Origin of the sequence: Citrobacter sp. Colony219 (genome assembly GCF_019382635.1) — a bacterium.
GTDB lineage: Bacteria > Pseudomonadota > Gammaproteobacteria > Enterobacterales > Enterobacteriaceae > Citrobacter > Citrobacter youngae.
Genome location: NZ_CP080033.1, coordinates 2,044,991 through 2,058,457, shown reverse-complemented (window position 1 = coordinate 2,058,457; position 13,467 = coordinate 2,044,991). Strand labels below are relative to the sequence as shown.

The following is a 13,467-nucleotide window of genomic DNA, read 5'->3' as shown; positions in this document are numbered from 1 at the left end:
TTTGATGAATGAATTTTTTCCTTTAGCAAGCGCCGCCGGGATGACCGTCGGCCTTGCCGTTTGTGCGCTGATCATCGGCCTCGCGCTCGCCATGTTTTTTGCCGTCTGGGAGTCCGTAAAATGGCGTCCAGTGGCATGGGCAGGTTCAGCGCTGGTCACCATTCTGCGCGGGTTACCAGAAATTCTGGTGGTTCTGTTTATCTATTTCGGCTCCTCACAGTTGCTACTGACGCTGGCCGATGGCTTTACGATCAATCTCGGATTTGTACAAATTCCGGTGCAGATGCAGATCGAAAACTTCGACGTCAGCCCGTTCCTGTGCGGTGTGATTGCGCTGTCATTGCTGTACGCCGCTTACGCGTCGCAAACGCTGCGTGGCGCGCTGAAGGCCGTACCACTCGGGCAATGGGAATCAGGCCAGGCGCTGGGTTTATCTAAAACCGCGATTTTCTTTCGCCTGGTGATGCCGCAAATGTGGCGTCACGCGCTGCCGGGGCTCGGTAACCAGTGGCTGGTATTGCTGAAAGATACCGCGCTGGTCAGCCTTATCAGCGTGAACGATCTGATGCTGCAAACCAAGAGCATCGCTACCCGTACCCAGGAACCCTTTACCTGGTACATTGTGGCGGCCGCTATTTACCTGGTGATTACACTGGTGAGTCAGTACATTCTCAAACGCATTGACCTGCGCGCGACACGTTTTGAGCGGAGACCGGGCTGATGCTTGAGTATTTACCTGAATTGTTGAAAGGGCTACATACCAGCCTGACGCTGACGGTCGCCTCCATCGTAGTTGCTCTGGTGCTGGCGCTGATTTTCACTGTCATCCTGACGCTTAAGACGCCGATTGTGGTCTGGCTGGTTCGCGCCTATATCACGTTGTTTACCGGTACACCGCTGCTGGTGCAAATTTTCCTGATCTACTACGGACCAGGGCAGTTCCCTGCGCTGCAGGAATATCCGGTGCTCTGGCATTTGCTGTCAGAACCGTGGCTGTGCGCGTTAATCGCGCTGTCCTTAAACAGTGCGGCCTATACCACGCAACTGTTTTACGGTGCGATTCGAGCAATCCCGGAAGGCCAGTGGCAGTCCTGTGGTGCGCTGGGGATGAGCAAAAAGGATACGCTGGCAATTCTGTTGCCGTACGCCTTTAAACGCGCCCTCTCCTCGTATTCCAACGAAGTGGTGCTGGTCTTTAAAAGTACCTCATTGGCATACACCATCACGCTGATGGAAGTTATGGGCTATAGCCAGTTGCTGTACGGTCGTACTTATGACGTGATGGTATTCGGTGCTGCGGGTGTGATTTACCTGATCGTCAACGGCTTGCTGACGCTGATGATGCGCTTAATCGAACGTAAAGCGCTGGCGTTTGAACACCGTAATTAAGCCAAATAACTGCATAAACCTAAAAACACAAGACGGGCAAGTCTCACAATAGCCCGTCTTTTTTTACATCAAAAAAATACTTAATCATTTTTATTGCATATAAATTCATTAAATGGCATTGTTAATCCACGCCGCAGACACGGTAAATAATCATAAGATTGACAGACGGGAGTTCCACCATGAAAAAGTTAGTACTGGCCGCATTACTTGCTACTTTCGCCGCTGGCGCCTCAGCTGCAGATAAAATTAATTTCGGTGTATCAGCGACTTACCCGCCATTTGAGTCGCTGGACGCCAGCAATAAAATTGTCGGTTTTGACATCGATCTGGCGACGGCGCTGTGCAAACAAATGCAGGCTGACTGTACTTTCACCAATCACGCTTTTGACAGCCTGATCCCCGCGCTGAAATTCAAAAAATATGATGCGGTGATTTCCGGCATGGACATCACGCCTGAACGTAGCAAGCAGGTTTCCTTCACCCAGCCGTACTATGCCAACTCAGCGCTGGTAATTGCGAAGAAAGACACCTATAAAAGCTTTGATGATCTGAAAGGCAAACGTATTGGGATGGAAAACGGCACCACGCACCAGAAATACCTGCAGGACAAACATCCTGAAGTAAAAACCGTGGCCTACGACAGCTATCAGAATGCGATTATCGACCTGAAAAATGGCCGTATTGATGGCGTATTTGGCGACACTGCCGTCGTCAATGAGTGGCTGAAAACTAATCCACAGTTAGGTACTGCAACGGCAAAAGTCACCGATCCGCAATACTTTGGTACGGGTCTTGGCATTGCTGTTCGCCCGGATAACAAAGCCCTGCTGGAAAAACTGAACAGTGCGCTGGCGGCTATCAAAGCGGACGGCACGTACCAGAAAATCAGTGACCAGTGGTTCCCACAGTAACCTCAGTTTTATTTAAAAAGCCGCGACCAGCGGCTTTTTTATAGCTATTTTCCCATGCGGGATACAACGTGAACACCTGACCTCACCAACAATGTTGGCCACGCCATCAGTCCGTTGTGCTCATAGGGGTACAAAAAACAAAGCCCGGTTTCCCGGGCCTTGAAGACGCAAAACAGATCAGTTGTAAGCATTGAGCGTCCGCTGACACAGTGCCGAGCGAACGCAATCATCTTTGTTGAATCGAACGATCCCAATCATGTCATCTTCTTCGAAACGGGCCAGCGCATCGCTTAGCCCTGAACGAACATGAGCGGGGAGATCGCACTGGGTAATATCCCCATTCACAATCACCGTCACATTCTCTCCGAGTCGGGTCAAAAACATCTTCATTTGCGCAGCAGTCACATTCTGAGCCTCATCCAGAATAACAACAGCATTTTCAAATGTACGTCCCCGCATATACGCGAACGGCGCGATTTCTACCTTACCAATCTCAGGTCGCAGGCAATATTGCATAAAGGAGGCTCCCAGACGTTTTACCAGCACGTCATAAACCGGACGAAAATAGGGAGCGAACTTCTCGGAGACATCCCCAGGTAAGAAGCCGAGGTCTTCATCAGCTTGCAGAACTGGACGGGTTACAATGATCCTGTCCACATCTTTGTGGATCAGGGCTTCTGCTGCTTTCGCCGCGCTGATCCAGGTTTTACCACACCCGGCTTCACCGGTGGCGAAGATCAGCTGCTTGCTCTCGATAGCATTCAGGTAGTGCGCCTGAGCTTCATTTCGCGCCGTGATCGGTGTGGCGTCGCGGCTATCACGCGCCATACCAATCGCTTCTACGCCGCCCATCTGCACAAGCGAGGTGACCGATTCATCTTCGCGCTGTTTATGGCTACGCGAATCCCGCCTCAGCACACGTTTTGCTTCGCGACGAGCTTTGATCACTGCTTTTTGTCTTCCCATGGATAGCACCTTGAGTTGTAGGTATACATCACACGCGCCGTTGGCGGCACGATTATGCGCACGAACATCTGAGGGTTGGCTTCCTTGTAAGCCATTGCCTGCCTTCGGATAAGACGCCATACACGGCTACGCGCACCGTACAGGGTGTCAGTTACAAGGATAAGAAGTGAAAGGGAGAGAGATTTAACGGTGACGAGATGGCTACCGGAAGAGAAACGTCCGCGTAAGGGACTGCAATAACGTTGAAAAACATGTCCAGTACAGGACTTTTCCATTCGCGATCTCCATAGTGAACGACTATCACCGCCGGGAACTACCGCTATTACTTATAATTACATCATAACCCTTCGTTAATGCAACAATATTTTTACTTATCGTTAACTTAATTTCATCTTATCGCCAGCAACAGTCTCTTGCAGAGAGATGACAGAATTATTTCAGTCGCCGCCGATCATGAAAAATAATTTTTTCATTCATCAGAGTGTCAGGAAATGCCCCGCCGCACTGCGGGGCACAATCATCATGCTTCGAGCAGGGCCTGTCCCAGATAATGGTCTGCAGTTTTGACGCCCGGCAAGGCAAAGAAGTATCCCCCACCAATAGGTTTGACATACTCCTCAAGCGCTTCACCGTTCAGGCGTTTTTGCACCGTCAAAAACCCTTTTTCCAGGTCGTGCTGATAGCAAACAAACAACAGTCCCATATCCAGTTGACCAGAATTGGTCACGCCGAGCGAATAGCTGTAGCCACGGCGCATCATCAAACTGGAGTCAGTCTCTTTGGTGCGCGGATTTGCCAGACGGATATGGCTGTCGAGTGCAATTACCTCGCCTTCGGGATCGTTGGCGTAATCCGGCACATCATGCTCGTGCTGCATACCCAGCGGTGCGCCGGTATGTTTATCGCGGCCGAAAATCGTTTGCTGCTCTTTAAGCGGCGTACGGTCCCAGAATTCCACACGGAACTGGATGAGCCTGACGGCCTGATAGCTACCATCTTGTGCCCATGCCGGTTCCCCCTGCTCCGCAGTGACCCACACCACGTTTTGCATCAGCGTTGCATTGGCTGCGTCGGGATTCGCGGTTCCATCCTTAAATCCCAGCAAATTGACAGGTGTCTCTTTACCTTTACTGCGTGCGGCATGGTCGGAAATAAACCCTTCCCGCTTCCAGCGCACGCTGAGCAGATCGGGCGTATGCTTAATGATATCGCGCAGCGCATGGATAACGGTGTCCTGCGTGTTGGCGCAAATCTGCAACAGCAAATCGCCATGACATAACGCTGCATCCAGTGAGTCATTCGGAAAACGCGTCATTTTTTGCAGTTTTTTCGGCATCTGTGCTTTCAGACCATAGCGCTCATCAAACAGTGAAGATCCAACCGACAGCGTCATCGTCAGATTATCCGGCGCTATGTATGCCCCAAGAATACCGGAATCCATTGGCGGTAAACGTGGATTCGGCGTTTCTGGTGCCGGCCCACCGGTGGTTAGAAACGCAAACCGGCTGGTTAGTAAACGAAACAGACGCTCAAGATCAGCTTTATCACTGGCGAGCACATCGAACGCCACCAGCATCATTGAGGCTTGCTGCGGCGTCAGGATCCCGGCCTGGTGCTGGCCATAAAACGGTTGTTGTTCACTGCGTGCATCAGGTGACAGTGTTCCCGGCGCGCTTTGCGTTTTTTGCGCGTGAGCGACCGGGCATCCACCCGCCAGCGCCAGCGCCCCACCCAGGGCGCCCATCCCTTTCAGTAAACGTCGGCGTGACGGTTCGCTCACGCCGTTTTCATTATCTTGCTGCATAGTGCTTAATCCAGACCCAGAACACCGCGTAATTGCGACAAGTCTTCCGCCAGCGTCGTGATTGGCCCTTTCAGCGCATTGCGATCGGCATCGGTCAGTTTGTCATAGGTTTCAAAACCGTCTTTGGTACGGTACTTGCTCAGAATGGTATCGACTTTTTTGAAGTTCGCATCCACCTTCGCCAGCAGTTCAGCATTGGATTTTTGTAATTGAGGACGCAGGAGATCGACAATTTTCTGCGCGCCATCGACGTTAGCCTGGAAATCCCACAGATCGGTATGGCTGTAGCGATCTTCTTCCCCACTGATTTTGCTGGCAGCAACTTCTTCAATCAACCCTGCTGCTCCGCCAACCACTTTAGACGGTGGGAAAGCCAGCTCGCTAATACGCGTTTGCAGGTCAAGAACATCACTGTTTAATTGGTCGGCGTACTTGTCCATACCTTTAGTGGTATTGTCGCCAAACAGCGCTTTCTCCAGGCGGTGGAAGCCGGTGAATTTCGGATCGGCGGCTTTTTGCTCATAATCATCTTCACGCGCATCAATGCTGCCGTCGAGATCGGAGAACAGTTCAGCAATCGGTTCAATACGCTCATAATGCTGACGGGTTGGCGCATACAGCGATTTCGCTTTTTCCAGATCACCTGCTTTAATCGCATCGGTGAAGGCTTTCGTGCCTGTCACCAGTTGTGCGGTTTCTGCCGTTACATAGGCTTTGTATTCAGTAATCGCGCCGCTCAGACTCAGCAGAGCGTCGCTGTGCGCGGCATCTGCCGTTGCAGTCCCCTTCACGATCAGCTTGCCTTTCGGGTTGGTCAGCAGACCGCAGGTCATATCATATTCACCCGGCTGCAGGTTAGCCGTCATTTTCTGGCTAAAACCGGGCGCAATGTTTTCGCGCTCTTCAACCACCATAACGCCTTTAAGAATTTCCCACTCCAGCGCTTTCTGGCTGTGGTTCTGGATGATGAACTGCGTTTTCCCGGCGTTAACCGTGATCGTCATCGGTTCACACTGTTTGTCGTTAACCGTGACTTTCACCTGCGGAATATCGGCGGCTTGTGCAGAAAAAGCGGATGCAAACAGCGCGGCAATACCCAACTGCAGCGCACTACGGCGAAAATTAAACGTCATAACCTATCCCTATAAATAAGTATGTTGTAACTAAAAAGTATTCTGCATCGCGTTTTTATCAAGGTGCGGTACGCGATGCCGTAGTGCCTGAACGCGGCGGTAGTGCAAACATAATCAACGCCGGAATCAGGTAGATAAACCAGACAGCGACTTCACTAACGCTTGGCGCTTCCTGATAACCGAAGATCCCTTCCATTAATGTGCCAAACAGCGAATGCGTTGACAGAACGCTGCTCATATCAAACGCCACATCCTGAAAATGATTCCACAACCCAGCTTCGTGGAATGCACGAATGGCCCCAGCGGCAAGACCGGCAGCTACCAGCAAAATGAACAGGCTGGTCCATTTAAAGAATGCCCCGAGGTTGAGGCGAATGCCGCCGAGGTAAATCAGGTATCCCAGTACCACCGCGGTAGCCAGTCCCAGCATCGCACCTAGCGGTGGCCAAATACCCACATCCTGCTGGAATGCCGCCAGCAGGAAGAACACCGATTCCAGCCCTTCTCGCGCAACAGCAAAAAAGACCATCATCACCAGCGCCCAGCCGTGATGATTACCGCGTTGCAACGCGTTATCGACAGCCTGTTCAAGCTGGACTTTGACGTTGCGGGAAACTTTACGCATCCAGAACACCATCCAGGTGAGGATCACCACGGCAATGACCGCCACGATACCTTCAAACAGCTCCTGTTCTTTTTGCGGAAATTCACCGGTGGTTTCGTTGATGAAAATCCCTAACGCCAGGCATAACGCCGCCGCCAGCAGAACACCAATCCACATCACACCAATCCATCGACCGCGCTGAGTCCGTTTCAGGTAGCTGGCAATCAGGCTGACAATCAGCGCGGCCTCTAACCCTTCGCGCAACATAATTAGAAATGGAACAAACATGCGAAGAACCCTTAAACGTTATTCTCGGTCAATTGATGAAAAGAAAAGTAAATTACAGTGATAGTGATTATCATTACAGCAAAGAAAAACTCAAGCAGAATGTTTTGAGAATGATGACTGAATGTAAAAGGTTAGGTAGGTAACGGTTATGACGGTTTTACGACCGGGTCAATATAAAAGCCCGCACACGGCGGGCTTGAGGACAGAGGCTGATTATTCTTCCTGCAAACGCGACGGCGGTGCTGAATGATAATGCGCATCAGCCTCGGCAAAACGTTTCTGCATTGCTGCTGATGGCGCTTTCCCCCACAGACTGAAGACCACAATCCCGATGCTGCCGAACACGAAGCCCGGGATGATTTCATACAGGCCCAACCAGGCAAACTGCTTCCAGACGATAACCGTCACTGCACCAATGACCATCCCTGCCAGTGCGCCGTTACGGGTCATACGCGACCACATTACGGAGAACAGAACAACCGGACCAAAGGCAGCACCAAAGCCAGCCCAGGCGTAGCTCACCAGGCCGAGCACACGGTTCTCTGGGTTTGCCGCCAGCGCGATGGACACCAGCGCCACGACCAGCACCATGATACGCCCAATCCATACCAGCTCTTTCTGGCTGGCATTTTTACGCAGGAACGCTTTGTACAAATCTTCGGTAATCGCACTGGAGCATACCAGCAGCTGGCAGCTCAGCGTCGACATCACCGCTGCAAGGATCGCAGACAACAGAATACCGGCAATCCATGGATTGAACAGGATCTGCGCCAGTTCAATAAACACACGCTCAGCATTCTGGTTCACGGCACCCGCCAACGACGGGTTGTTATTGAAGTAAGCAATGCCGAAGAACCCAACGGCAACCGCGCCAGCCAGACACAGAATCATCCAGGTCATACTAATGCGACGTGCGTGGACAATGCTATGGTGAGAATCTGCCGCCATAAAGCGCGCCAGAATATGCGGCTGACCGAAATAGCCCAGTCCCCATCCCATCAGGGAAATGATGGCAACAAAGTTAAGCCCTTTGAACATATCCACGTTCTCAATGCTCTTTTGTTTAATCACTTCCAGCGAATCATCAAACCCACCCACACCAATAATAACCATCACCGGCGTCAGGATCAGGGCGAAGATCATCAGGCTGGCCTGGACGGTATCGGTCCAGCTTACTGCCAGGAAACCACCGATAAAGGTGTAAATGATCGTCGCGGCCGCGCCCGCCCACAGCGCTGTTTCGTAGCTCATGCCAAAGGTGCTTTCAAACAGACGCGCCCCTGCCACAATCCCTGAAGCACAATAGATGGTGAAAAACAGCAGAATAACCAGCGCGGAGATAATACGTAGAATTCGGCTTTTATCTTCAAAGCGACCGGTAAAGTAATCCGGTAACGTCAGCGCATTGTTATTGTATTCGGTGTGTACACGTAAACGCCCGGCCACCAGTTTCCAGTTGATCCATGCCCCTAATACCAGACCGATAGCGATCCAACTTTCTGAAATCCCCGACAGGAAAATCGCGCCAGGCAGCCCCATCAGCAGCCAGCCGCTCATGTCAGATGCCCCGGCGGACAACGCCGTTACGAACGGACCCAGACTGCGTCCACCCAGAATATAATCGTCAAAGTTTTTGGTCGAACGCCAAGCAATAAACCCTATCAATATCATGCCGAAAATATAGACACAGAATGTCACTAACATCGGTGTGCTAATAGCCATCAAAACTCTCCAAAATTATGTATCAGCAATGCCGTGGCTTGCCGTTTTATTACCCTGCCGGAACGTGGCAAAGATATCTATGTTGACCAGGGCGACCGTATCCTGCCGGAAGCGATGGTTATTCACAATCGATTTAACACACCATTTACATCAAATTTGATCCAGAGTAGATAGCATTTTTCTGTAGGTTGCACTCTCTCACATTTTTTTCGGTTGCACCTTTTAAAAGTGTTAACTACCGCAGAGAAAAAGATTTTGTAATTTTTACAGCCCACATCATAAAACTCACATTTATTAACATTTCATTCATTTCCAAGCTTGCAAACCAAGTCACATTTAACACGGTTGCACAAAGTTGCAACATAGTGGATATTTCTCGGTAACTATCAGACCCGTATTTCAGTACAACAGGAGTAAACGGCATGGGAACCACCACGATGGGGGTTAAGCTGGATGACGCCACTCGCGAGCGTATTAAAACAGCAGCATCACGAATCGATCGCACGCCACATTGGCTGATCAAACAAGCCATCTTTAATTATCTCGAAAGACTGGAAAATGACGACGCGCTTCCTGAACTACCGGCCCTGCTGGCGGGTGCCGCGAATGAGGGTGAGGAGCCAACCACGCCGCAGAATGAAGCGCACCAGCCTTTCCTTGAATTTGCCGAGCAGATCCTGCCGCAGTCAGTTTCCCGCGCAGCAATCACCGCCGCGTACCGCCGCGCCGAAACCGACGCAGTGCCGATGCTGATGGAGCAGGCTCGTCTGCCGCAACCCATCGCTGAGCAAGCGCACAAGCTGGCATACAGCCTGGCCGACAAACTGCGTAACCAGAAGACCGCCAGCGGCCGCGCAGGGATGGTTCAGGGTTTATTGCAGGAATTTTCTCTTTCTTCGCAGGAAGGCGTTGCGCTGATGTGTCTGGCGGAAGCCTTGCTGCGTATTCCTGATAAGGCAACCCGCGATGCGTTAATCCGCGACAAAATCAGCAACGGCAACTGGCAGTCGCACATTGGACGCAGCCCGTCACTTTTCGTCAACGCGGCGACCTGGGGGCTGTTGTTTACCGGTCGTCTGGTTTCTACGCATAACGAAGCCAGTCTCTCACGCTCGCTGAACCGCATCATCGGCAAGAGCGGTGAACCGCTGGTGCGTAAAGGCGTCGACATGGCGATGCGTTTGATGGGGGAGCAGTTTGTCACCGGAGAGACTATCGCCGAAGCGCTGGCTAACGCGCGTAAGCTGGAAGAAAAAGGTTTCCGCTACTCTTATGACATGCTGGGTGAAGCCGCACTGACCGCCGCTGATGCCCAGGCTTATATGGTGTCGTACCAACAGGCAATCCACGCCATTGGTAAAGCCTCAAACGGGCGCGGTATCTATGAAGGGCCGGGCATTTCTATCAAGCTGTCGGCATTGCATCCGCGTTATAGCCGCGCGCAGTATGACCGCGTGATGGATGAGCTTTATCCGCGCCTGAAGTCGCTGACCCAGCTGGCACGCCAGTACGACATCGGTATCAATATTGATGCTGAAGAGGCAGACCGACTGGAGATCTCCCTCGATCTGCTGGAAAAACTGTGCTTTGAACCTGAGCTGGCGGGCTGGAACGGTATCGGTTTTGTTATCCAGGCCTACCAGAAGCGCTGCCCGTATGTTATCGACTACCTGATTGACCTCGCCACGCGCAGCCGCCGTCGCCTGATGATCCGCCTGGTTAAGGGCGCCTACTGGGATAGCGAAATCAAACGTGCGCAAATGGACGGTCTGGAAGGTTATCCGGTCTATACCCGTAAGGTGTACACCGACGTTTCCTATCTGGCCTGTGCGAAAAAACTGCTTGCTGTACCGAATCTGATCTACCCACAGTTCGCCACCCACAACGCCCATACGCTGGCGGCCATTTATCAGTTAGCGGGTCAAAACTACTATCCAGGTCAGTATGAGTTCCAGTGTCTGCATGGTATGGGTGAACCGCTGTATGAACAGGTCACCGGCAAAGTCGCTGATGGCAAACTGAACCGTCCATGCCGCATTTATGCGCCGGTCGGCACGCACGAAACGCTGCTGGCGTACCTGGTGCGTCGTCTGCTGGAAAACGGCGCCAACACCTCATTCGTCAACCGTATTGCAGACACCACCCTGCCGCTGGACGAACTGGTTGCCGATCCAGTCGAAGCTGTTGAAAAACTGGCACAGCAGGAAGGTCAGGCCGGGCTGCCGCATCCGAAGATTGCCCTGCCGCGTGACCTGTACGGTAAAGGCCGGGAAAACTCAGGCGGACTGGATTTAGCTAACGAACATCGTCTGGCCTCGCTGTCCTCTGCCCTGCTCAATAGCGCGCTGCAAAAATGGCACGCAAAACCAATGCTTGAACAACCGGTCGCTGACGGTGAAATGACGCCCGTCGTCAACCCGGCCGAACCGAAAGACATTGTCGGTTACGTGCGTGAAGCGACTCACAGCGAAGTGGAGCAGGCGTTGCAGAACGCCGTCAATAATGCCCCAATCTGGTTTGCTACACCGCCCCAAGAGCGCGCCGCTATTTTGCATCGTGCCGCCGTGCTAATGGAAGGTCAGATGCAGCAGTTGATTGGCATCCTGGTGCGAGAAGCGGGTAAAACCTTCAGCAACGCCATTGCGGAAGTACGCGAAGCGGTCGACTTCCTGCACTATTATGCCGGCCAGGTGCGCGATGACTTCGATAATGAAACCCATCGTCCGTTAGGCCCGGTGGTCTGTATCAGCCCATGGAACTTCCCGCTGGCTATTTTCACCGGACAGATTGCTGCCGCACTGGCGGCGGGCAATAGCGTGCTGGCGAAACCTGCGGAGCAAACCCCACTGATTGCCGCCCAGGGCATCGCAATCTTGCTTGAAGCGGGAGTTCCGCCGGGCGTGGTGCAACTGTTGCCTGGTCAGGGTGAAACGGTCGGGGCGCAGCTCACTTCCGATGAGCGCGTACGCGGCGTGATGTTTACCGGCTCCACGGAAGTCGCCACGCTGTTACAACGCAATATCGCGACCCGCCTGGATGCTCAGGGACGTCCAATCCCGCTTATCGCCGAAACCGGCGGGATGAACGCCATGATCGTCGACTCCTCCGCATTGACGGAACAAGTCGTGGTCGACGTCCTGGCCTCTGCCTTTGACAGCGCCGGGCAGCGCTGCTCCGCGCTTCGCGTCCTGTGTCTGCAGGACGATGTAGCCGACCATACGCTGAAAATGCTGCGCGGCGCGATGGCGGAATGCCGCATGGGTAACCCGGGCCGCCTGACCACCGATATTGGACCGGTTATCGATGAAGAAGCCAAAGCCAATATTGAGCGCCATATTCAGGCCATGCGCGCCAAAGGGCGTCCGGTGTTCCAGGCCGTGCGCGAAAATAGCGACGATGCGCGGGAATGGCAAACCGGTACCTTTATCGCCCCGACGCTTATTGAGCTGGAAAGCTTCGATGAATTACAAAAAGAGGTGTTTGGTCCGGTACTGCACGTCGTGCGTTACACCCGTAATAATCTGGGCAGCCTGATTGAACAAATTAATGCCTCCGGCTACGGTCTGACGCTGGGCGTACACACCCGTATCGATGAAACCATCGCCCAGGTCACGGGCTCAGCACATGTGGGGAACCTGTATGTTAACCGCAATATGGTCGGCGCCGTCGTCGGCGTGCAGCCATTCGGTGGCGAAGGCTTGTCAGGAACCGGGCCAAAAGCGGGTGGGCCGCTGTATCTGTACCGCCTGCTGGCAAACCGACCGGAAAATGCGTTAGGCATTACCCTTGCCCGCCAGGATGCAGACTACCCGGTCGATGCGCAGCTTAAAGCCGCACTCGTTCAACCGCTGGAAGCGCTCAGCGAATGGGCAACCGACCGTCCAGCACTGCGTGCGCTCTGCCAGCAGTTTGGCGAACTGGCGCAGGCCGGAACCCAGCGTCTGCTGCCAGGACCCACCGGCGAGCGCAATACCTGGACGCTGTTGCCGCGCGAACGCGTTCTATGTATCGCCGATGACGAACAGGATGCACTGGTACAGGTTGCCGCTGTAACTTCCGTTGGTAGCTTAATCCTGTGGCCTGATGATGCATTCCATCGCGACCTGGCAAAACGCCTGCCAACCGCGGTCTCCGGGCGCATTCAATTTGCCAAAGCGGACAACATCGCCACGCAGCCGTTTGATGCCGTTATTTTCCATGGCGATTCCGATCAGCTTCGCGCACTGTGTGAAGCAGTGGCGGCCCGCGAAGGGGCGATTGTGTCGGTCCAGGGCTTTGCCCGTGGCGAGAGCAATATTCTGCTGGAGAGGCTGTACATTGAACGTTCCCTGAGCGTCAATACTGCCGCTGCCGGGGGGAACGCCAGCCTGATGACAATCGGCTAAGGTTGTGGTTAATTAAGGCTCCGGCAACGGAGCCTTTTTTTATGAAGCCAGAGGGAAGCATGAAACGAATTGTACTGACCTGTGCCGCACTGCTGCTGAGCGGCCAGGTGCTGGCGGATGACTGCGCCAACGCGAACAACCAAATTGAAATGAATACCTGCGCCGCTGAGCAGTATAAGACGGCCGACGCAAAGCTAAATGATACTTATCAGAATGCACTGAAGCGCGCCGCCCCCACCCAACGTGATTTACTGAAAAAAGCACA

The 13,467-nt window shown here is 53.0% G+C and carries 10 protein-coding genes; 5 read left to right on the top strand and 5 right to left on the bottom strand.

Going from position 1 to position 13,467, the window contains the following annotated elements; all coding sequences use genetic code 11:
- Nucleotides 1–4 precede the first annotated feature (4 nt).
- The 3 genes from artQ to artJ all read left to right on the top strand — a co-directional run bounded on the left by artQ (nt 5) and on the right by artJ (nt 2,300).
- Nucleotides 5–721, top strand: a complete 717-nt coding sequence (artQ, locus tag JTI85_RS08990) for an arginine ABC transporter permease ArtQ (RefSeq protein ID WP_040231854.1) — start codon at nt 5–7, stop codon at nt 719–721.
- A complete protein-coding gene (gene artM / locus JTI85_RS08985) occupies nt 721–1,389 on the top strand; it encodes an arginine ABC transporter permease ArtM (protein WP_061067660.1) in 669 nt (222 codons plus the stop codon). Before artQ ends, artM begins: the two co-directional genes overlap by 1 nt.
- A gap of 179 nt (nt 1,390–1,568) precedes the next feature.
- Nucleotides 1,569–2,300: an arginine ABC transporter substrate-binding protein ArtJ gene (gene artJ / locus JTI85_RS08980; protein WP_048212074.1), complete on the top strand. Its 732-nt coding sequence runs from the start codon at nt 1,569–1,571 to the stop codon at nt 2,298–2,300.
- A 177-nt stretch (nt 2,301–2,477) separates the two neighbouring features.
- Here the strand turns inward: artJ and phoH are convergent, their stop codons facing one another.
- The 5 genes from phoH to putP form a co-directional block, all read right to left on the bottom strand.
- The gene (gene phoH, locus JTI85_RS08975) at nt 2,478–3,266 is read right to left on the bottom strand and encodes a phosphate starvation-inducible protein PhoH (protein WP_005122110.1); all 789 of its coding nucleotides are present in this window, start codon (nt 3,264–3,266) and stop codon (nt 2,478–2,480) included.
- Nucleotides 3,267–3,786: 520 nt separating this feature from the next.
- Complete coding sequence (gene efeB, locus JTI85_RS08970) at nt 3,787–5,070, bottom strand: iron uptake transporter deferrochelatase/peroxidase subunit (protein ID WP_172741418.1); 1,284 nt, start codon at nt 5,068–5,070, stop codon at nt 3,787–3,789.
- 5 nt (nt 5,071–5,075) lie between these two features.
- The gene (gene efeO / locus JTI85_RS08965) at nt 5,076–6,203 is read right to left on the bottom strand and encodes an iron uptake system protein EfeO (protein ID WP_048212076.1); all 1,128 of its coding nucleotides are present in this window, start codon (nt 6,201–6,203) and stop codon (nt 5,076–5,078) included.
- A gap of 58 nt (nt 6,204–6,261) precedes the next feature.
- Nucleotides 6,262–7,095: an iron uptake transporter permease EfeU gene (gene efeU / locus JTI85_RS08960; RefSeq protein WP_101741501.1), complete on the bottom strand. Its 834-nt coding sequence runs from the start codon at nt 7,093–7,095 to the stop codon at nt 6,262–6,264.
- 213 nt (nt 7,096–7,308) lie between these two features.
- Nucleotides 7,309–8,817, bottom strand: coding sequence for a sodium/proline symporter PutP (gene putP / locus JTI85_RS08955; protein WP_048212078.1), 1,509 nt, complete (start codon nt 8,815–8,817; stop codon nt 7,309–7,311).
- A gap of 422 nt (nt 8,818–9,239) precedes the next feature.
- Here putP and putA point away from each other — a divergent pair, with 422 nt between their 5' ends.
- Entirely contained in the window at nt 9,240–13,202 is a 3,963-nt protein-coding gene (gene putA, locus JTI85_RS08950; protein ID WP_219352449.1) for a trifunctional transcriptional regulator/proline dehydrogenase/L-glutamate gamma-semialdehyde dehydrogenase, read from the top strand.
- Between the two features lie 59 nt (nt 13,203–13,261).
- Nucleotides 13,262–13,467 (top strand): lysozyme inhibitor LprI family protein (locus JTI85_RS21370; RefSeq protein ID WP_255575569.1); only part of this gene is annotated, 206 nt, incomplete at its 3' end.

Bases quoted from the DNA above. Each gene is read 5' to 3' on its own strand.
- putA (WP_219352449.1), top strand. From the start codon at position 9,240: ATGGGAACCACCACGATGGGGGTTAAGCTGGATGACGCCACTCGCGAG.
- phoH (WP_005122110.1), bottom strand. From the start codon at position 3,266: ATGGGAAGACAAAAAGCAGTGATCAAAGCTCGTCGCGAAGCAAAACGT.
- artQ (WP_040231854.1), top strand. From the start codon at position 5: ATGAATGAATTTTTTCCTTTAGCAAGCGCCGCCGGGATGACCGTCGGC.
- efeO (WP_048212076.1), bottom strand. From the start codon at position 6,203: ATGACGTTTAATTTTCGCCGTAGTGCGCTGCAGTTGGGTATTGCCGCG.
- artJ (WP_048212074.1), top strand. From the start codon at position 1,569: ATGAAAAAGTTAGTACTGGCCGCATTACTTGCTACTTTCGCCGCTGGC.
- efeU (WP_101741501.1), bottom strand. From the start codon at position 7,095: ATGTTTGTTCCATTTCTAATTATGTTGCGCGAAGGGTTAGAGGCCGCG.
- efeB (WP_172741418.1), bottom strand. From the start codon at position 5,070: ATGCAGCAAGATAATGAAAACGGCGTGAGCGAACCGTCACGCCGACGT.
- artM (WP_061067660.1), top strand. From the start codon at position 721: ATGCTTGAGTATTTACCTGAATTGTTGAAAGGGCTACATACCAGCCTG.
- putP (WP_048212078.1), bottom strand. From the start codon at position 8,817: ATGGCTATTAGCACACCGATGTTAGTGACATTCTGTGTCTATATTTTC.